Source organism: Halobacillus sp. B29 (genome assembly GCF_052246755.1).
Classification (GTDB): domain Bacteria; phylum Bacillota; class Bacilli; order Bacillales; family Halobacillaceae; genus Halobacillus; species Halobacillus halophilus.
On record NZ_JBQQCM010000014.1, the window covers coordinates 1 to 26,361 of the forward strand.

Sequence of the window (26,361 nt, forward strand, 5' to 3'; positions counted from 1 at the left end):
ACCAAAGGAATTCTCTTTTAAGCTTGGGTAGTTGTTTGGAACAAGTAGAGTAACTCAAACCTTTTCCGGTTTCCTTGTAGGCACTGCTCCATTCGGAGAGGAAATGATTGAAGACAAAACGAGCGCAGCCGATTGTCTTAGCGATGAGCGATTCTTGGGTTTTATTTGGATAGATACGAAAGTTATACGCTTTATGCTTCAACCTTTCCACCTCCTAACCAGGAACATACGTTCTTAATTTAGGATATCACGGAAAGGAGAATATTCAAAGGCATTCGCCTTACGGCGACGGCATTCATCTCCCCCTTGCCACCGGTCTTCGACACGGCGCTTGAAGAGGGAGTCTTCTGCCGATGAATGATTAAAAAAAGATCAAGAGCGTGACCTTTAATCATTACGCTCTTGATCTTTCTATGCTTACCCAAGAACCTTTTTAATGATAGTTAATCCAAAAGAGGAGCCTGGATATCTGAATTTCTGATCGAACTTTGTCGTTTGTTTCGTGATACTCTTTAAATGGGTAAAGGTGTCAAAACTTGCTTGTCCGTGATAACTTCCCATTCCACTCTCTCCCACTCCTCCAAAAGGAAGGTGAGGGTTTAAGATATGGTATAGGGTATCATTAATGCAGCCACCTCCAAATGGAATGGAGGTCATAATTTCTTCCTGATCTGTTTCGCTTTCTCCAAAGTAATAGAGAGCTAATGGCTTTGGACGATTATTCACTTGGGTGATCACTTCTGATAAATGATCAAACGTCAAAATCGGAAGAATGGGACCGAATATTTCATCCTGCATGACAGGGTCAGACCAATTCACCTGATCCAGAATAGTAGGTTCAATCATTTGACGCTTTTCATCTAAAGAACCACCGGAAACCACCGTTCCTGCATTTAAATAGGAAGAAATTCGCTCGAAGTGCTGGTCGTTCACGATTTTTACATAATCTGGATTCTCCAGAGGCCGATCCCCATAAAATTTATGGATATATTTTTTCATGGCCTTAATTAGTGGTGCCTTTACTTCATGATGGACAAGCAAGTAATCAGGAGCAATACACGTTTGTCCAGCATTAGTAAATTTCCCCCACACAATCCGTTTGGCAGCAAGGTCAATAGCTGCGTCCTTATTGATAATCGCTGGACTTTTACCACCCAGTTCTAACGTTACGGGGATCAGCTGGTGACTGGCTTTCTCCATAATCTTTCTCCCAATAGGTACACTCCCTGTAAAAAAGATGTAATCAAGCGGCTGTTCCATTAGTTCCTGAGTCACTTCCTTATCCCCTTGGACTACTGCAATGTAGTTAGGCGAGAAGTACTGTTCTACCATTTTTTTAATGACCCATGAAACCGTCGGAGTATGTTCAGATGGTTTAATGATAACGGTATTACCCGCCGCAATTGCTCCAAGCACTGGAGCCAGGGCCAGTTGGAATGGATAGTTCCAGGGGGCAATAACCAGAACCGTTCCGTAAGGTTCTTTATAAATCATATTTTTAGATCCTTTATGGGTTAAGGGTGCTTTGACCTTTTGAGGCGTCATCCATTGTTTAAGGTGTTTCACATGATGATCTATTTCACTTTTTAAAAAAGCAATTTCAGAAACGTACGCTTCGAATTCAGACTTGTTTAAATCAAATTTTAGTGCTTCGATGATAGGTTTTTCAAACGTTCCAATCATTTTCTTCATGCGTAAGAGCTGATCTTTCCGGAATTGATAACTTTTTGTGTGACCTTCTTTGTACCACCGCTTTTGCTGTTGAACAATGGTTTGCATCACAATTTCCTCCTTCACATGTTACGTGTAATAGGGTACTGAAAAAAATCATACGCGACTTGTGTATGTGCAAATATAGCTCTTGCTTCCGTTTCAAGCTGCTTCAGTGAGCTCCCCTGATATCGGGAGGAGATATGATTGAGAATAAGCTCTCTTACATTAGCTTCTTTTGCAAGAGTAGCAGCCTGATGTACCGTGGAGTGAAAGTAATCATAGGCCATCTGATTTTCATCGCTTGCGAATGTAGCTTCATGAACAAGTACATCCGAATCCTTAACTTTATATTTTAAATCAGGGATGTATCGTGTATCTCCTAAAATTGATATTTTTCTACCTTTTTTGGGAGGTCCTAAAACATCTTTTCTATAAATGATCTTCCCATTATCCAGCCGTGTTTGAGATTGACTCTTAATTAATTGGTAGATAGGTCCGGGTTCAAGACCCAGCTCTTTAAGTTTCGATGGCTTAAGTTCTCCAATTTTGTCTTTTTCCGTTAGAATGTACCCATAGCTTTCCAGACCATGCTGCAAAGAAACCGCTTCGACTACAAACTGGTCGTCTTCAAATAGAATGCCTTCTTCTACTTCCTCAACATAAAGAGGATAGCGCAAATGTGTGCCGCTAATCTGCAGAGTAATGTCAATGTACTCTTTTAAACCTCTCGGGCCGTAAACGGTTACAGGAGTTTCGCCCCCCTGAAAAGAACGGCTGCTCAGCAGGCCGGGTAGTCCATAAATATGATCACCGTGAAGGTGAGTAATAAATATAACCTCGATCCTTCTTGGTCTTAGATTTGTATGTAAGATCTGTTGCTGCGTTCCTTCTCCGCAATCAAATATCCAAGTAGTTCCCCGTTCTTCCAACATGCGGAGGGCAAGGGAAGAAACATTTCTTTCCTTTGACGGAACCCCGGATCCTGTACCTAAAAAAAATAGTTCCATTAGAACTCCCTCCTACTAATCACATCATATCACCTGAAGCCATTTAGCACACTTACTATAATAGAAATGTTAGTTATAAATGTTCATTAATATAGAAAGAAGCTATTTTAACCCTGGTTGTCCATTTTCCATAGGATAGTTATCCCGCGAATTGGAGTTATTGAGTAAAGTAGCTCTTCCAAGCCACTGCATGACTTAGGGTTAAGAAAAGCCAGTAATTTGTTGATATCAAGCGAATTACCATGCTCTGGTATATTGTCTTGGTCCTTCAAGTTTGTACCCAAGTTCATCTGCTGCTTGTTTTGGCCAGTATGGGTTTTTTAACAATGCCCGTGCTAAAAAAATAAGATCCGCGCGTTCATTTCGTAAGATTTCTTCTGCCTGGTTACCGCTTGTAATCAGTCCAACCGCTCCGGTATCAATTCCTGCTTCAGCTTTTATTTTCTCTGCATATTTAACTTGATAACCCGGATATGGATCGATCGGTGCAGGCACTACTCCTCCCGAGCTCACATCAATCAAGTCAACACCTTGCGCTTTCATTTTTTCAGCAAAGTATATAAAATCCTCCATTTTATTTCCATTTTTATGATATTCTGCTCCGGAAATTCTAACGAACAATGGTCCTGCCCATGATTCTTGGACAGCATCAATAATTTCGGACATGAATCTATAACGTTTCTCACGTGAACCACCATATTTATCTGTGCGGAAATTGGTGAGAGGAGATAAAAACTGGTTAATTAAATATCCATGCGCCCCGTGGAGCTCAATAATATCAAACCCTGACTCTTTTGCACGTACCGCACCTTCTTTAAAAGATTGAACTGTATAACTTATTTGCTGTTCATTCATTTCCACAGGTGTTTTCAGGGATTCACTAAAGGATGAAGCACTTGGAGCATATATGTCACTATCCAAATTAGCTTTTCGGCCTGCATGAGCAAGCTGGATCCCGGCTTTTGCTCCATGCCGGTGAATAGCTTCAGTCAAAGTAGATAGACCTTCTGTATGATCATCAGACCAGATTCCAAGGTCTTCATGTGAGATTCGTCCTTCAGGAGTCACCGATGTGGCTTCAGTCATAACAAGACCAACTTGGCCGGCAGCCCGGCTTTCATAATGGGCTAAGTGAAAAGGCTGAGTATGGCCATCCTGGTTATGTGAAGAATACATACACATAGGTGACATGACTATTCTATTTTTAAGGGTCACACTTTTTATTGTATAGGGTGAAAATAATAAGTGTTTCAAATCTATTCCTCCTCAGAGTTGCGATAATATTTCTTAAGCTCCTTTAATGAATAGTGACTGCCACGCCACTCAATACCTCCCCTAAGAAAGGTTAGAAGCAGTGCTCTTGAGAGCATATAAATAAATAACACAGCGAAAATGGGCAGCCCGAAGACAATCCAATTGGAATATGTAGTAAGGTGCCGCAGGGTTAACGCATATAAATAAAATAACAAAACGATGGTAAAAGCACTAATCATTTGAAGTGGAAGATGGCTGCTCCAAATGGTGATAAACGGAAGAATTTGAGAAGTAAATACACCGGCGATGGCTAGTAGAGCAAACAAAACGGAATAATTTAAGCCGGCAAACGCGTTTTTTTCGAAACCTTTGAAAGCAGATGGAAGATTAGGATACCACTCCACAGATAAGCTACGTAGTGCGGTCACCAGGTTCTGTTTGTAGCCCAATTTCTTAATGCGCAGACCCATGGCAAGATCGTCATCCGGTCGGAAGCGAATCGCATGGTGGCCCCCAATTCCCTCATAGCATGCTTTAGTCAGGAGTTGAAAGGCACCGACTCCCATGCCCCCTTTTTTGGAGGGGTGATTAGCGGTCCAGGGCCGTTTTAAATATCCAAATCCAAAAAGAAAGAAGGAAATTAGCCCTTTTAGAAAAAAAGAACCGGCCCTGAGATTGGGGGCCGCGGTTAAATGATTCAGGTTTTCATTTTTTAAAAAGGCGATGGCTCGGGACACGACATTCTCATGAAAGTAGATGTCCGCATCTGTAAATAATAAGTAGGTTCCCTTAGCCTGTTGTGCTCCTATATGGAGGGCATGATTCTTACCCAGCCACCCAGATGGTAAGGTCTCAACCGTGATAGAATGGACGTTTGCATGATGAGCAGCGAGATTGTCAATAATGGAGCCAGTTGAGTCAGTAGATCGATCATTGACGGCTAGGATTTCAAGATTTACGTGTTTTTGATCCAGAAGAGTTTCGAGAGTCCGTTTAATGGATTTTTCCTCATCTTTAGCAGCAATGATAACGGATATTAATGATTTTTCATCTCTGAAGGGTAGATGGTCAATTGAAGGCAGTGTTTTAAATCCTTTATGAAAATCAACAAGGATTATGGTCCAAAAGAAAAAGATCATTGTTAATAGCCAAAACATTAGAAGAACCCTTTCCTGTTGTCATGATTAAGCTTTCGATATTCACGTGCCTGGTGAGGAAAATCAGTAAAAATACCGTCAATCCCTAATTGATAGCATTTCTTCATATGAGAAGGGCGATTGACTGTATAGACGCGCAGATTTAACTTTTCTTTTTGACAGCTTTTGACTAATTTTTTATCTAATAATCGATGCTTAACATGAAGAGCATCTGCTCCTAAAGACTTTGCATAGTCTGGAAGATTAATCATCTTAGTAGAGGTTAAAAAAGCCGTTTTAATGGAAGGGTTAATCTTCTTCATACGAAGAATGGTGTCCGAATTAAAGCTTGAAATAACGGTTCGCTCGACCACATCATATTTTTTTAAATTTTCATATACAATTCTTTCGATGTCTTTATATTCAATTACATTCGTTTTTAATTCTGCATTAAGAAACATAGGTTTCTCCTTGAACCAGCGAAGGAATTCGTCTAGTGTTACAATATAACAATCAGAAAATTCTGGGGAAAACCAGCTTCCAGCATCAAGCATGCGCAGTTCTGTGTATGTATAATCCTGTACAAATCCTGTGCCATTTGTTGTTCTGCGTAAGTTTTCATCATGAATAAGCACTGGAATTTGATCTTTCGTTAACTGAATGTCTGTTTCAATCCCTTCAGCTTGAGCCGAGCGCGCTAATTCGAAAGCGGCCATCGTATTTTCCGGTGCAAGGGAACTTGCTCCCCGGTGAGCGTAAATAAGCGTTGTATTCATAAAGTTCACCTCTTATTCAGGTTGGACCTTGAGTTTGATTGTGTTCGAAAAACCAGAAAAAGTCAATAAGGAGTGTAAAACATGGGACAGTGGCAGACAAAAGAACAGTTAACCGATCTACTATGTTCATTAGTGGAATATCCAAGTATTACAGGAAGTAATGCGGAGATCGCAATTATTGAATACTTATATTATATTTTAGAAGATCGTAAATATTATCAGGATCATCCTGAACACTTAAACCTTCACCCTTTGGATGACGGGCGACAGTTGTTAACTGCCCTTGTAAAACAAGGAGAAGCAAAAGATACAATTGTTCTCATTGCCCACGCAGATGTGGTTGGCGTCGAAGATTATGGCTCCTGGCAGAATTTGGCTTTTCATCCAAAAGAATTAACACAGGAGCTTCATAAAAACCCCAGTGTGCTACCTAAGGATGCCGCAAAGGATTTATTGACAGGAGACTGGTTGTTCGGCCGTGGAATTATGGATATGAAAGCAGGATTAACCCTGCACCTTTCAATGTTGGAAAAAGCAATGGAAGGGGAGTTTGATGGGAATTTACTGCTTGTAGCCGTACCTGATGAGGAAGTCAATTCGGAAGGAATGCTAGCCGCCTTGCCGGCTCTTGCAGAGATAAAAGATAAAGAAAATTTGATTTATAAAACAGCCATCAATGGAGAACCAATGTTTAGCAAATACCCTGGTGATCCAGCTAATTATCTATATACGGGATCAATTGGGAAGACGCTTCCCGGTTTCTTTTGCTACGGGAAAGAAACACATGCCGGCGAGCCTTTCGCTGGTCTGAATGCTAACTTGATGGTCAGCTATATTGCTCAAGAGATGGAGTTGAACGAAACTTTTATTGAGCAGGTGGATGGGGAGAGAACACCGCCTCCTATTAGTCTGATGCAGCGTGACTTAAAGCATCATTATTCCGTTCAAACACCACAGTCTGCGGTAGCGATGTATAATGTTTTATATATGAAGCAGACGATTGCACAGTTGAACGAAAAATTGTTACTGGCTGCCCAGCGTGCCCGCGCTAAAATCATTAATCATTACCATCACCAGGCCTCTTTTTATTTAGAAGGCACGCAAACGTCGAATTTTTCACCGGAAATTCAGATCCTGACATACGAACAATTGTACAAAGAAGCAGTAGAACGGTATGGAAAGAGGGAAGTAGAGCGTCGTCAAAATCGTCTGATTAATCAACGGGATGAAGGAGACCGTGATTTTTCTACGAGTCTTGTGCAAAACCTTGCTTCATTATGTAAAGATATCAGTCCAATGATTGTTTTATTCTACAGCCCTCCTTTCTATCCATCTGTTTCTTCTCACCATGATCCGCTTATCCAAAGCGGCACGAAAAAAGCTATCGAGACAGCTCGCGACAAATTTGGGGTGAACTTGACTGAAGTGGAATATTTCACAGGGCTTTCCGATTTGAGCTTTATTGGACCGGTGTCTATGAAATCTTCCATTGATCATTTACTTAATCAGATGCCTATACAAGGAAAAGGGTATGAATTACCCGCTGAAATTATGGAAACCATTACGATGCCTATCATAAATATTGGGCCACGCGGCAGAGACGCGCACCAATGGACAGAACGACTTGAATTAAATTATAGTTTTGATAAGCTCCCGCAGATCTTAGCGGAAACGATTCACCATTTTTTTAGTTCATAAAAAAGTCCGGATGCTGTCAGGCATCCGGACTTTTGTAGTGTTATTTGTTTGGTTCATAAAAGAACCCTGCATCTGGACCAATCGGATATCCAGTCAGCATCCATATGAACAACATAACGACCCAAATGATAAAGAAACCAATAGAATAAGGGAGCATGGTCGAAATCAGGGTTCCGATTCCTACATTTTTATCGTACTTTTGGGCAAAAGCAATTACAATAGCGAAGTACGGCATTAAAGGTGAAATAATGTTCGTCGTTGAATCGGCAATTCTATATGCTAAAGTAGTCAGCTCAGGTGAGTAGCCAAGCTGCATCATTAACGGAACAAAAACCGGGGCCATAATCGCCCATTTTGCGGATGAGCTTCCGATAAACAAGTTTATGAAAGCCGCCACAAATATGAACGCGATAATCAAACCTATTCCATTTAAACCAATAGCATCCAGGAATTCGGCTCCACTTACAGCGATCACTTTACCCATATTGGTATGCGTGAAATAAGCCACAAATTGCCCTGCTGTGAAAGCAAGAACAATATACATTCCCATGGTCGCCATAGTTTCTGACATTTGATTAGCAACATCTTTATCATTCTTAATTTCTTTTGTTATCTTTCCATAGACCAAACCGGGAACAAAGAAAATAAGCAGGATAATGGGTACTAGACTATGGAAGAAAGGGGAGGCGAGAAAATCGTCAGGATTTCTCATCGGACCCCAGGATGGGACGACCAGAAGAGACAACAGACCGATTGTAATGATCAGAGCCAGAAGTGCTCCAAGCATTCCCTTCTTTTCAAGTTTCGTTACATAGTTGACCTCTTCCTTAACTCCACCTTGGTAAGTTCCAAGTCTTGGCTCGACAAGTTTATCAGTAATGAGTGTTCCAACAATAGTAAGCACAAATACAGATACAATCATAAAGTAATAGTTCATGGTGTATAGAATGTTTTCTGCGTAGCCGGGGTCAATAGTTTTGGCTGCTTCTTTAGTTAATTCCCCCAATAGAGGATCAAGAGACGTAAGCAGCAAATTAGCACTAAACCCAGCAGATACACCTGCAAAGGCTGCCGCTAATCCTGCTAAAGGATGACGGCCTAAACCGGCAAACAGGACAGCGCCCAGAGGTGTGAGCACCACATAGCCTGCGTCTGCAGCCATACTTGACATGATACCTCCAAATACAAGAGCAGCTGTCATTAAGGAACGTGGCACAGACGTAACAAGCCCTCTTAGCATTGCACTGATTAGACCGGATCTTTCAGCCACTCCGATACCTAGCATCGTAACTAGAACGGTTCCGAGTGGAGCGAATCCTACAAAGTTCTCTACCATACTTTCAAAGATATATTTGATTCCTTCGCTAGATAGTAAATTGGTAACTTCAAGAGTATCTCCAGTTGCAGGATCTTCTACCTGAATTCCAAGAGTTGAAAATATCCAGGAAGCTAAGATGACAAGAAAAGCAAATATAGCAAATAATGTAACTGGATGGGGGAGTCTATTTCCCACACGTTCAATCCAGTCCAGTATCCGTACGGTACGACTTCTATTTTCTTGGTGTTCCATGAGTTTCCTCCTTAAAATGACAAGGCTAAAAATTTTACAATAACGCGTTAAAGTATAATAGCTTGAGACATAGATTTGAAGAGTTATTGAAAATGTTTCACTAGAAAGAATATTGTAAATTAAAAAAATAGTCGTGATATTTTTGAAATCAACAGGAATATATCACGAAAGCGTGCTACAATGGTTATAAAATGAATGTTCATTCAGTTTGGAGGATCCCGATTGAAAACCTTAAAAGATGCTATTTATCAAATAACACTTCCTACCCCTTATGCGGTGGGAGACGTACATCTATACCTACTGAGAGGTGATCGGCTCACCTTGATAGATGCAGGTGTAAAAACTGACGAAGCTTGGAATGAATTGGTAATTCAATTAAAAGAACTTGGATATAGTCCAGCTGATATAGATCAGATAGTACTAACCCACCACCATCCAGATCATATGGGTTTGATCGAACATTTTCCTAATCTGAGCACAGTGGCTGCTCACCCGAAGTTAAAACCATGGCTTGAAAGAGAAGAAGCTTTCTTTTTGAGATATGAGGAATTTTTTCATCGTATGTATAAAGAATCAGGGGTGCCGGAACAGTACTTAGGCTTGCTCAAATCTCTTCGTAAACCCTTGAAATGGAGCGCAGAAGGCACATTGACACTTGAACTAATGGAGGGAGACAGGATTCCAGGGCACGAGGAGTGGATAACGATAGAGACTCCTGGACATGCTCAGAGTCATATTTCGTTTTATCGACAATCTGATGGATCCTTTATTGGCGGCGATCATCTGCTTGCTCATATCTCTTCCAACCCCCTGTTGGAACCTCCATATGGCATCGAGAAGGATCGTCCCCGCCCCCTTCTGCAATACCGGGCTTCTATGGAAAAATTATTGGATAGAAATATTCAAATGGTATATCCAGGGCACGGAAAGACGTTTCAAAACACAGATGAATTAGTCATTCAGCGTCTTAAAAAACAAGAGGAGCGTGCACTCAAAGTCCTGAATATGTTTGAAGAAGAGAGTTTATGTGCATATGATGTATGCAGGCGTTTGTTTCCTAAACATATAGAAAGTCAGTTTGACCTGACGATGTCTGAAACGATCGGCCAGTTGGATTACTTAGAAAACAAAAAATCTGTAATCGCTGAATTTTCAGGTAAACAAAAATATTATTATGTAAACAGGTGATGGTTATATGAATGAATTGGTCAAAGATAAAAAAGTTTTAATAACGGGCGCTTCAAGTGGAATTGGTAAATATTTAGCTATTCATGTGGCGCGTGAAGGAGGCATACCTATCTTAGTGGCTAGGTCTGCTGATCGCCTTGCCATTATCAAAGAAAAAATAGAAGCTGCCTTTTCCGTACCTTGTTACTGGTACAAAGCTGATTTATCTAACGATGCCGAATGGAAAGATGTTATTGATCAAATATGCTATGATCATGGATCGATAGATGGATTGATTAACAATGCAGGGATGGCTGTTTTCGACCTGGTCTCAGAAGCAAAGTGGCAAGATATCGATCGAATGCTTTCCATCAATGTAAAATCCTTATTTCGAACTACTCATCAACTGCTCCCTCATTTCCTGCAGCAAAAGAGAGGGCACATAGTTAATATCGCTTCTCAAGCTGGCAAGATAGCGACTCCAAAGTCCTCTGTTTATGCCGCTACCAAACATGCCGTCATAGGTTTTACCAATGGTCTCCGTATGGAAGTGGAAAGTAAGGGAGTCTATGTCACTTCTGTGAACCTGGGGCCAGTACGTACGAATTTCTTTAATCAGGCAGACCCTACAGGAGCCTATGAAAAAGCTGTAGATCGATTTATGCTGGATCCAAATAAAGTAGCGGCTGAGGTAGTTGAGCACTTATTTTCTCAGCAGAGAGAGATTAATATGCCAGGCTGGATGAATTCAGGGAGTAAAATATATTCTCTCGCCCCCGCTTTTCTGGAAAAAGCAATGGAACGCCAATTCAATAAAAAATAATGGTTCTGCGTTTCGGGAGGGTGTTGGTACTTTAACGGCACCATGAATGTGTTCCTATTATGGGATTTTAAAAAACCCACGGCCTGTTAATATTGGATAATGATAGATGTTTGAGTTGCTGTTAGCATTAGTAATAGAAATTACTCTGCCATATGAGGTACCCTGGTGGATAACATCCGGCCGCATGAGCAAGAGAATTGCCATAGGGTAATCATTTTTTTATGATAGTGTTAGGAGGGATCGATAATGAAATTACGTATCACAGATGAGGCCAAAAAGAAGCTTGAAGAGATGAAAGATCCGAGTCGCCCAATTATCCGACTGTATTATGATACAGAGGGGTGTGGATGTGGAGTGAATGGGCTCCCTACCATCCGGTTTACTGATCAAATTCTGAAGACAGATAATTTGGTGGTAAATGCAGAGTACAAAGTGATCATTGATCGTCAACAAGCCACTTTCTTTAAGCCGGATATGAAACTTGATTTCATTAAAAACAGCTTCCGCCTTTCAAGTCCTGACGGGATTCTTAATCCTATTATCTCTCCAAAAGATGTGAAAGAAGGCGAAGCCGTATGAGTAAGGAAGAACAAAGAGAAGGATCACTAAGTGAGCAGTTAAATGAGGATGTATTGACTCAGCTTCGTTCAAAAAAATCTGAATTAAAACAAAGCGAAGCCGAACGTCTGGAGCAAGAAAAGCAGAAACGACTTGAAGAAAAAAAGAAAAAAGAAGCAAATAAAAGCTTTGAAGAGCTTCTGAATGAAAGTGAACTTGATTGGAAAACATTTAAAAAGTAGGCTTCCATTTATTAAATGGAAGCCTACTTTTTTAAACCTTAGATTCGATCTAATAGAGTTTATACTAAAACAATACATATGAAGCCACAAAGTAAATTAAAGTCATGAGAAGAGAAGGTGCCGCATAACGCCAGTGACTTCTCATACTAGCTGGGCGTATAAGCAGAAAGATCATAATTAATGTCATAACGAGTCCAAGACATGCAATAAATATATGAGAAGCCTGGACAGAAGTAAGGATAGCTCCCTCTCTATACAACAAATCGGTCAAAGCTAATAGTTGAATGTTAAACAGATTGCTTCCCAGTATGGAACCAATGGCCATATTATAATTGGCCAATCTGAATGCAGCGTACACGGCTACAAGTTCTGGCAGAGAAGTTGAGGCTGCAATTAAAAAGCTGCCAACAAAACTGGCATCAAGTCCTGATGCTTCGGCCATCCGGTCACCTGAAACAGATAAAGCACTTCCAGAAATAAAAACAATGACAGAAGCAATAATAAAGCCGATAACGGCTGCTTTCAACGAGTAATCTTTAGTCTGTTCTTCTTCTTCTTGTTCGGATTCTCCCCCAGATATAAACTTCATACTGAATATATAAAGAAGGACAATCACGATCATCTCAATACCTACCCCGAAAATTTCAATCGAACCAGGCATCCAGAGAGAGAAAATAATAATGAGAAGGAAAAGTAGGCCAATAGAGGCCGATGGAATATTCTCCTTATTATTCACTTTTTGAAATAACCGTTTTCTTCTATAAATAATATCCATACTGGCAAGGATGAGGAGATTAAATACATTACTCCCCAACATATTACCAACCGCTATATCTGGGTTGTCAATGTACACAGCAGTTAAGCTTGTTGTTAATTCCGGGAGTGAAGTAGCTCCGGCGATTAAAAAAGTTCCTACTGCAGCACCGCTCAAGGAAGATTTCTTGCTAATAACGTCCCCGAACTGGTTGAGGTAGACAGCACTGATCACCACGACAACTGCAGCAAGGATGAATACAAAATAAATCATATCGTTTCTCCCTTCTGCCAGAACATAAAAAAACCCTGGCACAAAAATTAATTGTACCAAGGTCTTGCGTACTAAGCAGAACTTAGTCCAATGAACCAGGTATAAAGAATACCGTATTGACGGTTCATTAGCCGATATCCGGTCGCTACTCCCCTTGTTACTATTAATATAGCTTGAGTAGATAAAAGAGTCAAAGATTACGTTCTATTTCAAATGAGAAACGTGATGAATTCATCATCATCACCAGACTTCTGTATACTTACAGCCTGTTTAGGAAAGATTTTCTTCTAGATCAGATTTGCATATATTGGAATTTAAAAAGATCCAATGTTATACTGAACTTAACTAAATATTGAAACAAGCTCTACTAGGGGTGCCTTCGGGCTGAGACAAATGCGTTTGAACCCTAGAACCTGATCTGGACGATACCAGCGTAGGAAAGTAGAGGGTGTAGCATATGTGTGTACAAATATCTGCTATAAAACCGCTTCCTTATGGGGAGCGGTTTTTTTATGGGAAAGGAAGTGAATTGAGTTTGAAGCGGGAACTTCATGTTCTTTCAGATGGAAATAAAGAGTTGGATGAATTCTGTCAACTGCCCTGTTAATACAATCCTCCGTCACAGCTATACACCTTCGTGAAAAGCACCGGGAGGAAGAAGAAATAGAGAGATGGGTGTACACTCTTATAAAAGAAGGGATACCAAGTACAAAAATCATTGTAAACTCTTACTACTCAGTAGCTGGAAAATGGGGAGCAGCAGGAGTTCAACTTCCAGAATGAGGGCCTTCACCGGAGAAGGTGAAAGGACTCTATCCTAATCTGAGAGTAGGCTGTTCCATTCATGGATTGGAAGCAGGATGCCAAAAAGAAAGGGAGGGGGCTGATTACCTTCTTTTCGGAAATGTTTATCAGACCGAAAGTAAGTCGGGACTTAAGGGTAAAGGCGTGAAATCATTAGCTTCTTTAACCGAAGCGGTTTCCATACCCGTAATAGCTATAGGAGGAATTCACTTATCCAATTTGGAGAGCATTCTTCAAACAAAGGTATATGGAATAGCCGTAATGTCTTCCATTGCTGAAGCACACCACCCTGGGGAGAAAGCCTGGAGGTTTCAATCAAGGATTCAAAGGAGTTGTTATCATGCCTAAGAAGTACGACACGATTATAATTGGCGGAGGGATCATAGGCTGTTCTACAGCTTTTTATCTATCGAAGAAAGGACAACGGGTTTTAGTTTTGGAGAAAAGGGCTCTTGGACAAGAAGCTTCAAGTGCAGCTGCTGGGATGCTCGGGGTGCAAACGGAGTTGGAAGAGGACAGCCCTATGTACGAATTGGCGCGTACGAGCCGAGAGATGTTTCCAAACTTAGCTGGAGAGTTAAATGACATGACTGGAATAGACATTGGGCTTTCACAAAAGGGGATAATGAGACTAGCTTTTACGGAAGAACAGAGAGTTCGTTACCGAGAAATCGCTGCAAATCAAAAGTTGAAAGGGGAAGAATCATTCTGGAAAGACAGAGAAGAAATAGTTGAAATGGAATCATGTCTGACAGATTCGTTAGTTGGAGGTATATGGTTTCCTAAAGAAGGCCATGTATCAGCTCCAGATCTTACCGAGGCTTTTGCGCGGGCTGCAGCTGTAAACGGAGTGACTTTTCGTGAATCTACTGATGTCTATCAGTTAATACGTGAACAAAATCAAGTAGTAGGAGTAGCTACAGACGCTGGAGAATTTTATGGAAGTGCCGTTCTAGTGGCTGCCGGAGCGTGGAGTCGTCGTTTTTTACCTGGTAAAGAACAGGATTTATACCCTGTAAAGGGAGAAGCTCTAGCAGTTAAAACAGAAAAACCGATACTTCATACAACCATTTTTACGGATGAGTGCTATCTCGTCCCGAAAAAAGGCGGGGAAATTATTGTTGGAGCAACTTCTACTCCTTATACATTTGACCAGCGAGTAACCATGGAGGGAATCGAAGGATTGGTTCGTAAAGCCAAGAGGCTTCTGCCTTTACTGGGGAAAGCAGAAATTGATCGGATTTGGGCTGGGACGAGACCTATGACTGGAGACGGTCTGCCGATTATGGGAGCGCATCCAGAATTGAACAGCTTATATTTTAGCACGGGTCATTATCGTAACGGGATATTATTAAGTCCCGTTACTGGGAAGGTAATGGCAGATTATATTGCAGGGGAAACGAAGCTCATAACAGATTTATCAGCTTTTTCACCTGCTCGCTTTCAAAACCATATGGAGGTGAGTTCATTATGAAACTCTTTATTAATGGCGAGGAAATGATAGTACCGGATGATGTGACGAACGTGGAGCAGCTTTTGGCCTATTTTAAATTAAATAATAAGGTTGGTATTGTCGAGAGAAATCAAGTGATCGTGGATAGATCTTTACACGCCGAAGAAGCTGTAACGAATGAGGACCGGATAGAAATTGTTCAATTTGTTGGAGGAGGATGAAAAAATGTTAACCATAGCTAATCGTAATTTTCACTCAAGGTTGTTGCTGGGCACCGGAAAATATCCTGACTATTCCATTCAAAAGCAAGCTGTAGAAGTTTCCGAAGCAGAAATTTTAACTTTTTCCGTTCGCCGGATGAATATCTTTGAAGCAGATCAGCCTAATTTCTTGGAAATGATTGATACGGATCAATACACACTGCTGCCAAACACGGCGGGTGCTAAAACGGCAGGGGAAGCAGTCAGAACGGCTAAGCTGGCTAAAGCTTCTGGATTATGCGATATGATCAAAGTAGAAGTAATCGGTGATCAGCGCACCTTGCTCCCTGATCCAATTGAAACATTAAAAGCTTCGGAGATACTATTGGAAGAAGGATTTATAGTGCTGCCTTACACTTCGGATGATGTTATGCTTGCAAAAAGGCTGCAGGAATTAGGGGTGCATGCCATTATGCCTGGAGCTTCACCGATTGGTTCCGGTCAGGGAATTATCAACCCATTAAACTTACAATTTATTATAGAACAGTCAACAGTTCCAGTTATTGTAGATGCGGGCATAGGTTCCCCGTCCGATGCAGCTCAGGCGATGGAGATTGGGGCTGACGGTGTTTTACTAAATACGGCTGTTTCTCATGCGGAAGACCCTGTAAAAATGTCCCGGGCGATGAAGCTCTCGATCGAGGGCGGCAGATTAGGCTATGAAGCAGGTCGAATCCCTAAGAAAACTTACGCGACCGCAAGCAGCCCTACGGAAGGAATGAGCATTGGTTGAAGGAAAGATATTCTAGACAAATATTGTTTTCACCTATTGGCGAAAATGGACAGCGAAAACTAAATGAAAAGCATGTGCTCTTAATAGGAGCAGGAGCTTTAGGAACAAGTAATGCGGAAATGTTGGCCCGTGCGGGTGTTGGGAAAATCACGGTAGTCGATCGGGATTATGTAGAGTGGAGCAACCTGCAGCGCCAGCAGCTTTACACTGAGAGGGATGCAGTGGAACGTATTCCAAAAGCAGTAGCTGCAGCCGATCGATTGAGAGAAATAAATTCAGAAATCAATATATCAGGTGAAATCATGGATGTTTCGATTCACGAAATTGAGGAACTGATCGATGGTGTAGACATTATGATTGATGCTACTGATAACTTTGAAACCAGGCTACTTCTTAATGATGCTTCACAGAAATTTCAAGTACCCTGGATTTACGGCGCCTGCACAGGCAGTTATGGACTTTCTTATACTATAGTTCCAGGGCAGACTCCCTGTTTCTCATGTTTGTTAGGAGCTGTTCCTATGGGAGGGGAAACATGCGACACCGTAGGGATTATCAGCCCTGCCGTTCAAATTGTCGCTGCTTATCAAACTACCGAAGCATTGAAGCTTTTAGTCGAAGATTACAAATCTCTAAGAAGAAACCTGTTTTATTTCGATATTTGGAAAAACCAGCAGTCAACGATCAAGGTAGAAAAACTAAAAAAAGATGATTGTCCTTCTTGCGGTGAGGCATCCACCTATCCCCATCTCGATCCTGTAAATTTATCTAGAACAGCGGTATTATGCGGACGCGACACGGTGCAAATTCGTCCAGCAAACAAGGGGAAAAGAAACCTGGATGAACTCTCTGACAGGCTTCAAGCTGTCGAGAACGGAAAAGTAGAAGGTAATTCATTTCTTGTGAATCTTACGGTAGAAGGGCGCCGGCTGGTAGCTTTTCAGGATGGTCGCGTACTCGTTCATGATACGAAAGATATAAGTGAAGCCAAAACGCTTTATAACCGCTATATTGGAGGATGATTCCCAGCATGAAAACACCCTCTCTTACAATAAGGCGGGGTTTTTAATAATAGAAAGGAAGGATTATTAAGCCTGGGAATAGAAATTAAGATTATGGAACCAGCTGACGCAAGACCGTTGTCACACCCATGATCGCTTACCTAATACTCGTTCGAAACGTACTCCTATAATTTTGGTTACACAGAGAATACAATAAAGGCTAGAGTTTGGAGATCTCTCTACAATCTCTTTTCACAGAGATTAGGTAAAAATATAATGAAGGTCGTTCAAATAAATCGTTAACTACAGCCTGAAGGGGTTGGACAGGTGGTCAAACATGCCCAATTGGAAACAAATTAGGGATATAATTTTAAAGGAGGAATTTTATTCAGTAGAGAAAAAAGGACTAGCGATCCTTGGTATTGTAATTATTGCGCTCTTACAGTCGTTTACAGAATCTACATTGGATGAGAGCTTAGCGATCATTATAGCAGCAGCATTAATGAGTGGCTATTCTATTATGAAGTTGAAGCGGAAAGAAAGAATATACGAGTTTTTAATAGTATGTACATTAAGTCTTCTGCTGCTTGTTTGGGGACTTTACAGGGTCTTAGAAATAATAGTTAATGGTGTCATTTATTAATCGAAAATCAAAGAACTTGCGCTCTACCCATTTAGTTCTCTTAACAATATTCATTGAAAGTAAGGGGAGATCCCAAGTATGACAAAAAATCTACTCAGGGTAGGAACGATTTATATACCTGTTCAACGTGTGGATGAAGCAGCAGACTGGTATGTAGATAAATTAGGAGCTTATGTCACGTACAAAGATGAGAATAAAGCTATAGTTAATATGGCGAACCTAAGTTTCTTTCTTGTAAAAGCAAAAGAAAAAGAAACTGCCAATTTTATTGATGAGAGAGGTGAAGAGTGCTTTTCGTTAACCTTTGAAGTAAATGGTAAAGAGGAGCTTGAAATACTCTATAACGAATTGGCTAGTCAAGGAGTTCAGGTTGGTCCATTTGAAAACAGAGGCCATGGCGGCAAGAACTTTATTTTTTACGATATAGATGGAAACATGTTTGATGTATGGAGTGAATTGAGTTCGGTCTTTAAAAAAAAGTTTGATATTGGTTGAAGAGAAAACGAAAACGTCCCTTTTCATAAGTTAAAGGGACGTTTTCGTGTATTAAGTCATGCTGTCCATATGGCTGGTTTGGATAGTGAAATTCTCAATGATTAGCTTCCCAGTGATATTTAACGCTCCCACGCCCGCCTTCATTTTGTATTGGAAAGAAGGTTTCATTATCTAATAACGAGGATTACGAGTAAATAATTTCTTAGCAAATACCGCTATCTCCAGCTTTTCGATCGTATTCCAGTAATGGTTTAATACATTTTCTTCTTTGTGATTAATCTTCTTCTTAACTAATGGGAACATCGTCATGTCCTTGAACCAATCCCCCTCCTCAGCAGCAGAGTGTGTCCAATCTTCCCAAACATTTTTAAGTTTAGGACTGTAAATACGTGGACTGTGCTTATTCAGTTCAATCGGCGTATGAGGTAGCATTTGATTGGAACTAGGTAAAGTTTTTTTAACCTCGGTAAAAAGATGAGGCCAAAAATCGTGACGTGACCCTGTATGAGGATGCTGCTCTGTCCAAGTTATGATGTAATTAAGACGGCTTTTAATGGAATAAAGATCATGATAAAGTTTTTTACCTAAAAGAATACGATCTTCTAATGAAGAAAAATGATGAACGGTTCCTCCTACAAAAGTTGTTTTTTTAGTATTTTGCGTTTCATAAGGAATAAGTATGTGATTCAAGTCAAATATATCTTGTAGTCTAAATAAGATGGTATCAAGCACATTTTTTTGATACTGAACATTCAGGATAACCCGGCTCTCGATATAATTTTGTTCGTTTATAATTAAGGCTGTCGTGAGCAGCGAACTGGATTGATTTTTCCAAAAGTGCATCCAAAAAGGCTCCATAAATCGTGATACATTCAAATGAGTCAGTAAGTGAAATAAGGAGGTATTTTGCTTCTTGCTCGCTTCGTAAAGTAATAACTGCGGATAGGCATCCTGAAATATGAGCCAATTTCCTCTTTCAAGGAAAAGGTAAAAATCATTTTGTTCTTTTGGGGTAAGCAGCCTGGTCAAAAATTCTCCTTTTAAATCAGTCATATTCCAGCCGGCATTTCTGGAAACTAAATGAGCTAGCAAAGACCAATGGATCTCTGGATGAAGTTTGAAATATTCCAGATAAGCCATGGTTCTAGTAACATTGTTCCTGTTTTTTTGCTTCGTTTTATCGCGAATGCTCAGGATAAGCTTTCTTTCTTCTTTCGAGAGGGTAGAAGTGGTTTTTTCTTTTATTTTATTTTTTAATTCAGCCTTTAACAGGGAGTACTGGTTATGATTCGTTATCCATTTTCTTAACATTAGCTTCCGCCTCCTTTCACAGCGTGTATGTAGCGCATGATGAATACATTTAAACTATTGGTAGAAGAAAGAGGGACGAGGTTGGAGGAGATCGTTGAATTAGAAATAATGCGGCTTATTAATCTCTTTATAGAACAGCAAATTAAGGATGGATTCTGGAATTATCCATTGAAACTGAAATTATTACGAATGCTTATATGATTATTTTATTACGTACCCTTAATCTTCATGAAGAAGAATTGATTCAGCAACTTACCGCTCGTATTATAAGTAGACAGGAAAGAAACGGAGCCTGGAAGTTGTTTAATGATGAAGAAAGCGGCAACTTATCATAAACTATTGAAGCCTATTGTGCTTTGCTGTTTTCTGGATTATACAAGATCCAAACTTCGGTCAAACATCTTTCTGACGCTTATGAACGGTTTTTCAAAAAGCAAAACCAAGCTCCACGGTTCAAATCAAAGAAGAACAGAGTCCAGTCCTACACCACAAAATGCACAAACGGAAATATTGCCATCCAGGATCGCAAAATCAAGCTGCCTAAGCTGGGGCTTGTGAGATTTGCCAAGAGCCGTGAAGTGAAAGGTCGCATCTTGAGTGCGACGGTTCGCCGCAATCCGACCGGAAAATATTCTGTATCCATTCTTGTTAAAACAGATATTCAGGAACTTCCTAAATCCAACACTTATGTTGGCATTGATCTCGGATTGAAAGACTTCGCTGCTCTCTCGAATGGCACCACCTATCAAAACCCACGATACCTACGTAAGACCGAAAAGAAACTAGCAAAAGCTCAACGTATCCTTTCCCGAAGGGAAAAGGGATCTTCGAATTGGCATAAGCAACGTATTAAAGTAGCTAGACTTCACGAGAAGATAGCGAACTCCCGCAAAGATTATCTGCATAAGATTTCTACCGAAATCATCAAAAACCACGATGTGATCGGTGTAGAAAATCTCCAAATTTCCAATATGCTCAAAAACCGAAAACGATCCAAATCGATTCGTGATGTGAGCTGGTCGATGTTCACGTCTATGCTCGAATACAAAGCAAAGTGGTACGGGAAGCAGTTGGTACCCGTATCGAAAGTTTTTGCGAGTTCACAGCTGTGTTCCAAGTGCGGATACCAAAACCGTGAGGTAAAGAATCTCGCTGTTCGAACGTGGGATTGCCCAGATTGCGGCTGCCATCACGACCGCGACCTAAATGCGAGCTTCAATATATTGAAGGAGATTCAAAGAATCCTTACAACCGTCGGTGCGACGGGACTAGCCTAATCATTTGAATGAACCGTTAGGTTCGTGCTCTTAGGAATCCCCCAACTTCAAGGAGTGTCAGCGAGTAAGTGGGGGTAGTTCAACTGCCTACTTCATTTCCTATACAACTTTACGAGATATCTGTGTATGGAAGAGGAGACCTAGTTACTATTCTTCTCCTTGCTCACAAAAAATATCAGGCTGTTAACAGTCAGACACCTGATTTATCAAAGTTGAGCATCTATCATAAAAATCGGAGCGGTGAAGACTCTTTCTTTGAAGATGTTACTCGTTTCATCGAATAGATATTTTAGCTAGCTACTGAATGTAATGAGCCATAACGAGTCGAGTCCCGCACAGGGAGTGAAACGACCTGTGGCCATATCGATCGCCCCTACGTCCTATAGGAACGCAGGAAAGCGACTTATTTCTCAACAAACTTTCCTCCACATTTTAGTAACGGATCCATTTATTTCGAAATCGAATCTTCTAGTACCGGGAGCTTAACCTTAAAATCAACACGGAGGTTAACACAGCTTAATATATAAAAAGCACAGCGATCCATTCGAAATTAGGAAATATATGATCTTTATCAGGTTTACATCTTCACATTATAAGGTATGGGTAAAAATGGAATTTTTAAAAGGGGACACAAAATATAGTGAGGAGTCTATAAAAGGTGACAGAAAAAATAAATAGAAATAACATATCAAATAATGAAGAAAAGCTTAGGTATTCGTTTAGGAACATAGGTGCAGGTATATTGTTTGGTATAGGAGTAGCTGCTTTTATTGATGAAACCGTTTTTCATCAATTGTTACACTGGCATCATTTTTACGATAAATCAACCACCGATATCGGGTTAGTATCCGATGGATTCTTTCATGCTTTCAGTTGGTTTGCAACAGTGGCAGCTTTATTTTTAGTGGCTGATCTGCGCCGTAGAAATGCCTTCTGGCCTGTCAAATGGTGGGGAGCCGTGTTAATTGGAGCGGGAGGATTTCAACTTTATGATGGAACCATTCAACATAAACTGATGCGAATTCACCAGATACGGTATGTGGAGGATCTATTACCATACGATCTTGTATGGAATGGATCAGCTGTACTGATGATTATTGCAGGAAGCATAATTTTATATAAGACCCGAAGAAGTAACAGCATTTCAGGCGGGAGAAAACAATAGTGAATCACGCTCAGATTGCAAATGTTACAACCGGTCTGTCCGCTCTACTTTTAAGTATGGGAGCTCTCCTTACCGTTATGTTGTATATAGGGGCAGGACTGCTTTCAAGCCGTCATAATCGATTAAAAGTATGGCCCTGGTATCGGTATGTTAGTTTCGCATTTGGTATAGTTTGTGCTGCTATATCTGTTATAGGACCAATCGCATATCAGGCAATGAGCAATTTTACTATGCATATGGTCAGTCATCTCCTGCTTGGTATGCTTGCTCCTGTTTTACTAGTTATGTCAGCTCCCGTTACCCTACTTTTACGGTCACTTCCTGTTAGACAAGCGAAAGTTGTAGCCAGCCTTCTTCGTAGTTATCCTGTCCGTTTTATTAGTCATCCTATAATAGCCTCTGTACTGAATATTGGCGGTCTTTGGATTCTTTATACGACCAGTTTGTATAGCTGGATGCATACGAACCTTATGGTTCATATCTTAGTGCATGTCCATATTTTTGCAGCAGGTTACATTTTTACAGCATCATTAATTTACATTGACCCTATTCCTCACCGGCTCAGTTATATATACAGATCCATCGTTTTAATTAGCGCCTTGGCAGCCCACGGTATTCTCTCAAAATATATCTACGCTCATCCCCCTGAGGGAGTTGGTGTACAAGAAGCACAGACAGGTGGAAAGCTTATGTACTATGGTGGAGACTTTATTGACCTCTTTATTATCGTGTTACTATGCTATCACTGGTATAAAAATACGCGTCCGCGTGAGGTATTGGTTTAAATGTTTTATCCCAATCTGATTAGTGATAAATCTTTCATGGTTAGTTGAAATGTTTGCGGGAAATGATAGTGGGATGATTTTTCTTATGGAATACTCCCTGGCAGCTGGTGAGGTGGATAACTTATATCGAAAATAAGTTAAGCTAACGCTTATATTAAAGGTACTCTTTTAATATAAGCGTTCTTTTTTGGAGCATAATCTCAAAGGGTATATAAGATCTCATTTTAAAAGAAAGATGGACTGATTTCCTAACCAGAAGAATAAATATCACTAGATAATTTACGACATTATTTCCCTTCTACCTCGGGGCAAGCCCGTCAGGTTTTCTTGACTATAATTCTATAACTAAAGATCTTAAAAAGGAGATGAGAATTTATGGTTCCAATTAAAAGACCCAGTATAGTCATTAAAGAATTCCCGAGTTATGACTATTATAAAAGAGTTACAAAGCTAATGGAAGCCTGTATAGCACATGATAATCTATCGCTTAAACTGGAACTTGATTATAAACTTAGTCATTCTTTTGATGAAATGAAAGACATAAATAAGTCCAATGAATTTATGTTTTATGAGGGAGAAATGCTTATAGGATACATCGGTATATGTCAATTCGGAGCCGAAGTGATGGAAGTGAATGGAATGGTTCACCCGGATTACAGAAGAAGGGGAGTCTTCAGCCGACTATATGGATTGGTCGAAGGTGAGTGGCTCAGAAGGTCATCTGAAGATATGTTATTACTAGCTGATCACCGTTCGTACTCAGGTCAAACATTTATTAAATCTACTAGGGCTCACTATGACAAGTCTGAATATGAAATGTTTCTGATGAATGAGCCAGTAGAGAAGACGGCTCCTAGGCAGAAGTCCCTTAGAAAATCAATGAATAAGGACGCAAAAGAAATTGCGAAACAAAATAACATTTTCTTTCAAACTGATCCCAGCACTGAACTCACTCTTCCAGAAGAAGAGGCTAAGCATGGGGTTGATATATATTTGGCTGAGCTTGAGCAATCATGTATAGGGAAAGTGCACTTGCCTAGGGAAGGCAGCACCGGTGCAATTTATGGTTTAGGAGTACTACCAGATTATCGGGGCATGGGGTATGGAAGAGAAATTTTATTATGCTCTATAGAGAAACTGAATGAAATAAAAGTCCATGATATTAAGCTTCAAGTGGCAGTGAAAAATAGGAATGCCCTAAGTCTTTATCAGACTTGCGGATTTGAAGAAACCTCTACAATGGATTATTTTAAGATCGCAAAGAGAAATATCAATTGAGAATAACAAACGTCCAGAACATGATACATGTTCTGGACGTTTGAATGTACAATTAGAAAACTTTTGTAGTCCAATCTTCACAATTCCATACGTCTGTAACAACATCCATATAGAAATCTGGTTCATGAGAAATAAGCAGGACACTTCCTTTATAATCCTGTAAAGCTCTCTTCAATTCTGCTTTCGCATCTACATCTAAGTGGTTGGTAGGTTCATCGAGTACAAGAAGATTTGTTTCTTTGTTAATTAATTTACAGAGACGTACTTTTGCTTTTTCCCCGCCACTTAGTACTTGCACTTTACTTTCAATATGCTTTTTTGTTAAGCCGCATTTTGCAAGGGAAGCACGCACTTCATATTGGGTGAAATGTCTAAATTCCTCCCAAATTTCTTCAATACACGTGTTTTTGCTTGTTTCTTTCAATTCTTGTTCAAAATAGCCAATATGAAGATGATCTCCTAATTGAACGGAGCCTTCAACCGGCTGTATTTCCCCAAGAATGCTTTTTAATAGTGTAGTTTTACCAATTCCGTTCGCTCCAGATAATGCAATTTTCTCCCCGCGTTCCATAGATAAGTTGAGAGGTCTGGAAAGAGGCTCGTCATACCCGATCACAAGATCATTAGTCTCAAACAGATATTTCCCTGGGGTTCGAGCTTGTTTAAAGTTAAATTGAGGTTTTGGTTTTTCGGAATCAAGTTCGATGACGTCCATTTTATCAAGTTTCTTCTGTCGGGACATTGCCATTTTACTCGTCGCAGCATTGGCTTTATTACGAGCTACAAAGTCTTTTAGATTAGCAATTTCTTTTTGCTGCTTTTTATAAGCGGCTTCAAGCTGTTGCTTTTTCATGTCGTACACTTTTAAAAATTCATTGTAGTCGCCCGGGTATCGGGTTAATTCCTGGTTTTCCACGTGATAAATGATGTTTACGACACTATTCAAAAATGGAATATCATGGGAAATGAGGATAAATGCGTTTTCATATTCCACGAGGTATTTTTTCAGCCACTCTATATGTTCCACATCGAGATAGTTAGTGGGCTCGTCTAATAATAATATGTCAGGTTTCTCCAAAAGCAGCTTAGCAAGTAACACTTTTGTACGCTGTCCACCGCTTAGGTCTGTAACATCACGCTCTAGTCCGATTTCATCAAGTCCAAGTCCATTAGCAACTTCGTCAACTTTTGCATCGATCGTATAAAAATCATTGTTAGTCAACGTGTCTTGCAGCTGACCGGTTTCTTCAAGAAGGTTTTCGAGTTCCTCGGGATCCGCTTCACCCATCTTTGCAAACAGATGATTCATTTCACTTTCCATATCAAATAGATATTGGAATGCAGTTCTCAAAACATCTCTTATTGTCATACCTTGCTGTAGATCAGCATGTTGATCTAAATAACCTATTCGAATGTTTTTAGACCAAATAATTTTACCAGCATCAGGCTCTATTTTACCGGTAATCATGTTCATGAAGGTTGATTTACCTTCCCCATTAGCACCAATTAAACCTATATGTTCGCCTCTTAATAGACGAAAAGAAACATTTTCGAAGATAGCGCGGTCTCCGAAACCGTGACTTAATTCTTTTACTGTAAGTAAACTCATGTGAAACACCTATTTCCTTCTATATAATTCATACCCCTATCATTATAAAGGGGATGAGAAGAAAGTGATAGTGGAGATTCCTGCTTATGCAAAAGGAAGCGGTCTTTTTTTGGTTTTATACTGCCCTAGGGTTTAATACCCAGCGTCATGTGGAATTTATTATACAATATGACCGGGGGATTTTTGGAAAATCAACTAATAGTGGTGGAGCGCAAATTTTTTCATAAGGGGGCGAGGAATGTGAACTTATTTAGGAAAATAACTCTTCTATTAGCGATAATTTCTATATTTTTATTTAGCTACCGATTAATGAATGAAAACTTTGATCCACTTCCGAACTTCATTTTTTATTTTTTACCTGTAGTTTTCTTACTGTTCGGATTCGAGAATGTTAAAGCTAAACATCGTAGTGAAGGTTTTATTTATCTGCTTACGTTTGTCATTGGCTTCTCCATAGTAATAAGAGACTTATTTAATTTAATTTAACGTTCAGCGGTATGTTTAAAATTCGTTTCTATAGCTGATCATTAAATGCTCTTTCCTTTCCGTTCTGAGTGTGGGAAGGATAGTAGATAA

The 26,361-nt window shown here is 40.1% G+C and carries 30 protein-coding genes, 1 pseudogene and 1 riboswitch; of the genes and pseudogenes, 21 read left to right on the forward strand and 10 right to left on the reverse strand.

Annotated features, from left to right (window positions below):
* The 6 genes from ACTWP7_RS16440 to ACTWP7_RS16465 form a co-directional block, all read right to left on the reverse strand.
* A partial coding sequence (locus ACTWP7_RS16440; RefSeq protein WP_443124134.1) for a helix-turn-helix domain-containing protein occupies positions 1–211 on the reverse strand: 211 nt, incomplete at its 3' end.
* A 206-nt stretch (positions 212–417) separates the two neighbouring features.
* Positions 418–1,779 carry an aldehyde dehydrogenase gene (locus ACTWP7_RS16445; protein ID WP_443124135.1) on the reverse strand — a complete coding sequence of 454 codons (1,362 nt, stop codon included), beginning with the start codon at positions 1,777–1,779 and terminating at the stop codon, positions 418–420.
* Between the two features lie 14 nt (positions 1,780–1,793).
* Positions 1,794–2,720 (reverse strand): ribonuclease Z, encoded by a 927-nt coding sequence (rnz, locus tag ACTWP7_RS16450; RefSeq protein WP_443124136.1) that lies wholly within the window; start codon positions 2,718–2,720, stop codon positions 1,794–1,796.
* A gap of 237 nt (positions 2,721–2,957) precedes the next feature.
* Positions 2,958–3,974 (reverse strand): NADPH dehydrogenase NamA, encoded by a 1,017-nt coding sequence (namA, locus tag ACTWP7_RS16455; RefSeq protein ID WP_443124137.1) that lies wholly within the window; start codon positions 3,972–3,974, stop codon positions 2,958–2,960.
* Between the two features lie 2 nt (positions 3,975–3,976).
* Positions 3,977–5,131, reverse strand: coding sequence for a glycosyltransferase (locus tag ACTWP7_RS16460; RefSeq protein WP_443124138.1), 1,155 nt, complete (start codon positions 5,129–5,131; stop codon positions 3,977–3,979).
* A complete protein-coding gene (locus tag ACTWP7_RS16465; protein WP_443124139.1) occupies positions 5,131–5,886 on the reverse strand; it encodes a glycerophosphodiester phosphodiesterase in 756 nt (251 codons plus the stop codon). The genes ACTWP7_RS16460 and ACTWP7_RS16465 overlap by 1 nt, the downstream gene beginning before the upstream one ends.
* Positions 5,887–5,967: 81 nt before the next feature.
* Here ACTWP7_RS16465 and ACTWP7_RS16470 point away from each other — a divergent pair, with 81 nt between their 5' ends.
* Positions 5,968–7,584, forward strand: coding sequence for a M20/M25/M40 family metallo-hydrolase (locus tag ACTWP7_RS16470; RefSeq protein ID WP_443124140.1), 1,617 nt, complete (start codon positions 5,968–5,970; stop codon positions 7,582–7,584).
* Positions 7,585–7,624: 40 nt separating this feature from the next.
* On the opposite strand, the gene ACTWP7_RS16475 is transcribed toward ACTWP7_RS16470, so the two are convergent.
* Positions 7,625–9,154 (reverse strand): AbgT family transporter, encoded by a 1,530-nt coding sequence (locus ACTWP7_RS16475; RefSeq protein WP_443124141.1) that lies wholly within the window; start codon positions 9,152–9,154, stop codon positions 7,625–7,627.
* A 222-nt stretch (positions 9,155–9,376) separates the two neighbouring features.
* Here ACTWP7_RS16475 and ACTWP7_RS16480 point away from each other — a divergent pair, with 222 nt between their 5' ends.
* The 4 genes from ACTWP7_RS16480 (at position 9,377) to ACTWP7_RS16495 (ending at position 11,944) form a co-directional block, all read left to right on the forward strand.
* Complete coding sequence (locus ACTWP7_RS16480) at positions 9,377–10,342, forward strand: MBL fold metallo-hydrolase (protein WP_443124142.1); 966 nt, start codon at positions 9,377–9,379, stop codon at positions 10,340–10,342.
* A gap of 7 nt (positions 10,343–10,349) precedes the next feature.
* A complete protein-coding gene (locus ACTWP7_RS16485; RefSeq protein ID WP_443124143.1) occupies positions 10,350–11,144 on the forward strand; it encodes an SDR family NAD(P)-dependent oxidoreductase in 795 nt (264 codons plus the stop codon).
* A 246-nt stretch (positions 11,145–11,390) separates the two neighbouring features.
* A complete protein-coding gene (locus ACTWP7_RS16490; RefSeq protein WP_443124144.1) occupies positions 11,391–11,723 on the forward strand; it encodes an iron-sulfur cluster biosynthesis family protein in 333 nt (110 codons plus the stop codon).
* Positions 11,720–11,944: a YqkE family protein gene (locus ACTWP7_RS16495; protein WP_443124145.1), complete on the forward strand. Its 225-nt coding sequence runs from the start codon at positions 11,720–11,722 to the stop codon at positions 11,942–11,944. The genes ACTWP7_RS16490 and ACTWP7_RS16495 overlap by 4 nt, the downstream gene beginning before the upstream one ends.
* 64 nt (positions 11,945–12,008) lie before the next feature.
* On the opposite strand, the gene ACTWP7_RS16500 is transcribed toward ACTWP7_RS16495, so the two are convergent.
* Positions 12,009–12,971, reverse strand: coding sequence for a sodium:calcium antiporter (locus tag ACTWP7_RS16500; RefSeq protein ID WP_443124146.1), 963 nt, complete (start codon positions 12,969–12,971; stop codon positions 12,009–12,011).
* A gap of 359 nt (positions 12,972–13,330) precedes the next feature.
* Positions 13,331–13,428, forward strand: a riboswitch (TPP riboswitch).
* On the opposite strand from ACTWP7_RS16500, the gene ACTWP7_RS16505 reads away from it, so the two are divergent.
* The 8 genes from ACTWP7_RS16505 (at position 13,429) to ACTWP7_RS16540 (ending at position 18,360) form a co-directional block, all read left to right on the forward strand.
* Complete coding sequence (locus tag ACTWP7_RS16505) at positions 13,429–13,578, forward strand: hypothetical protein (protein ID WP_443124147.1); 150 nt, start codon at positions 13,429–13,431, stop codon at positions 13,576–13,578.
* 194 nt (positions 13,579–13,772) lie between these two features.
* Positions 13,773–14,123: a thiamine phosphate synthase gene (locus ACTWP7_RS16510; protein ID WP_443124148.1), complete on the forward strand. Its 351-nt coding sequence runs from the start codon at positions 13,773–13,775 to the stop codon at positions 14,121–14,123.
* The gene (thiO, locus tag ACTWP7_RS16515; RefSeq protein WP_443124149.1) at positions 14,116–15,249 is read left to right on the forward strand and encodes a glycine oxidase ThiO; all 1,134 of its coding nucleotides are present in this window, start codon (positions 14,116–14,118) and stop codon (positions 15,247–15,249) included. Before ACTWP7_RS16510 ends, thiO begins: the two co-directional genes overlap by 8 nt.
* Positions 15,246–15,449 carry a sulfur carrier protein ThiS gene (thiS, locus tag ACTWP7_RS16520; protein WP_014643653.1) on the forward strand — a complete coding sequence of 68 codons (204 nt, stop codon included), beginning with the start codon at positions 15,246–15,248 and terminating at the stop codon, positions 15,447–15,449. The genes thiO and thiS overlap by 4 nt, the downstream gene beginning before the upstream one ends.
* A 4-nt stretch (positions 15,450–15,453) precedes the next feature.
* Positions 15,454–16,221 (forward strand): thiazole synthase, encoded by a 768-nt coding sequence (locus tag ACTWP7_RS16525; RefSeq protein ID WP_443124150.1) that lies wholly within the window; start codon positions 15,454–15,456, stop codon positions 16,219–16,221.
* On the forward strand, positions 16,218–17,243 hold the full coding sequence (locus ACTWP7_RS16530) for a thiazole biosynthesis adenylyltransferase ThiF (RefSeq protein ID WP_443124151.1): 1,026 nt from the start codon (positions 16,218–16,220) through the stop codon (positions 17,241–17,243). The genes ACTWP7_RS16525 and ACTWP7_RS16530 overlap by 4 nt, the downstream gene beginning before the upstream one ends.
* Before the next feature lie 316 nt (positions 17,244–17,559).
* Positions 17,560–17,865: a hypothetical protein gene (locus ACTWP7_RS16535; RefSeq protein ID WP_041601352.1), complete on the forward strand. Its 306-nt coding sequence runs from the start codon at positions 17,560–17,562 to the stop codon at positions 17,863–17,865.
* A 78-nt stretch (positions 17,866–17,943) separates the two neighbouring features.
* A complete protein-coding gene (locus ACTWP7_RS16540) occupies positions 17,944–18,360 on the forward strand; it encodes a VOC family protein (protein WP_443124152.1) in 417 nt (138 codons plus the stop codon).
* Between the two features lie 171 nt (positions 18,361–18,531).
* Here the strand turns inward: ACTWP7_RS16540 and ACTWP7_RS16545 are convergent, their stop codons facing one another.
* On the reverse strand, positions 18,532–19,671 hold the full coding sequence (locus ACTWP7_RS16545) for a DUF2515 domain-containing protein (protein ID WP_443124153.1): 1,140 nt from the start codon (positions 19,669–19,671) through the stop codon (positions 18,532–18,534).
* 197 nt (positions 19,672–19,868) lie between these two features.
* Here ACTWP7_RS16545 and ACTWP7_RS16550 point away from each other — a divergent pair, with 197 nt between their 5' ends.
* The 6 genes and pseudogenes from ACTWP7_RS16550 (at position 19,869) to ACTWP7_RS16575 (ending at position 24,176) form a co-directional block, all read left to right on the forward strand.
* A complete protein-coding gene (locus ACTWP7_RS16550) occupies positions 19,869–20,006 on the forward strand; it encodes a hypothetical protein (protein ID WP_014643647.1) in 138 nt (45 codons plus the stop codon).
* Positions 20,007–20,051: 45 nt separating this feature from the next.
* A pseudogene (gene tnpB / locus ACTWP7_RS16555) lies at positions 20,052–20,948 on the forward strand (IS200/IS605 family element RNA-guided endonuclease TnpB); the annotation flags it as partial.
* 68 nt (positions 20,949–21,016) lie between these two features.
* Positions 21,017–21,232: a hypothetical protein gene (locus ACTWP7_RS16560; protein WP_443124154.1), complete on the forward strand. Its 216-nt coding sequence runs from the start codon at positions 21,017–21,019 to the stop codon at positions 21,230–21,232.
* Positions 21,233–21,606: 374 nt separating this feature from the next.
* Complete coding sequence (locus ACTWP7_RS16565) at positions 21,607–22,113, forward strand: DUF2243 domain-containing protein (protein WP_443124155.1); 507 nt, start codon at positions 21,607–21,609, stop codon at positions 22,111–22,113.
* The gene (locus ACTWP7_RS16570) at positions 22,113–22,898 is read left to right on the forward strand and encodes a cytochrome c oxidase assembly protein (RefSeq protein ID WP_443124156.1); all 786 of its coding nucleotides are present in this window, start codon (positions 22,113–22,115) and stop codon (positions 22,896–22,898) included. Before ACTWP7_RS16565 ends, ACTWP7_RS16570 begins: the two co-directional genes overlap by 1 nt.
* Before the next feature lie 375 nt (positions 22,899–23,273).
* Positions 23,274–24,176 carry a GNAT family N-acetyltransferase gene (locus ACTWP7_RS16575; RefSeq protein WP_443124157.1) on the forward strand — a complete coding sequence of 301 codons (903 nt, stop codon included), beginning with the start codon at positions 23,274–23,276 and terminating at the stop codon, positions 24,174–24,176.
* A 52-nt stretch (positions 24,177–24,228) separates the two neighbouring features.
* Here ACTWP7_RS16575 and ACTWP7_RS16580 read toward each other — a convergent pair whose 3' ends face one another.
* Complete coding sequence (locus ACTWP7_RS16580) at positions 24,229–25,785, reverse strand: ABC-F family ATP-binding cassette domain-containing protein (protein WP_443124158.1); 1,557 nt, start codon at positions 25,783–25,785, stop codon at positions 24,229–24,231.
* Between the two features lie 86 nt (positions 25,786–25,871).
* On the opposite strand from ACTWP7_RS16580, the gene ACTWP7_RS16585 reads away from it, so the two are divergent.
* Both ACTWP7_RS16585 and ACTWP7_RS16590 read left to right on the forward strand, forming a co-directional pair.
* Positions 25,872–26,012 carry a hypothetical protein gene (locus tag ACTWP7_RS16585; RefSeq protein ID WP_443124159.1) on the forward strand — a complete coding sequence of 47 codons (141 nt, stop codon included), beginning with the start codon at positions 25,872–25,874 and terminating at the stop codon, positions 26,010–26,012.
* A gap of 13 nt (positions 26,013–26,025) precedes the next feature.
* Positions 26,026–26,271 (forward strand): hypothetical protein, encoded by a 246-nt coding sequence (locus tag ACTWP7_RS16590; RefSeq protein WP_443124160.1) that lies wholly within the window; start codon positions 26,026–26,028, stop codon positions 26,269–26,271.
* The last annotated feature ends 90 nt before the right edge of the window (positions 26,272–26,361 follow it).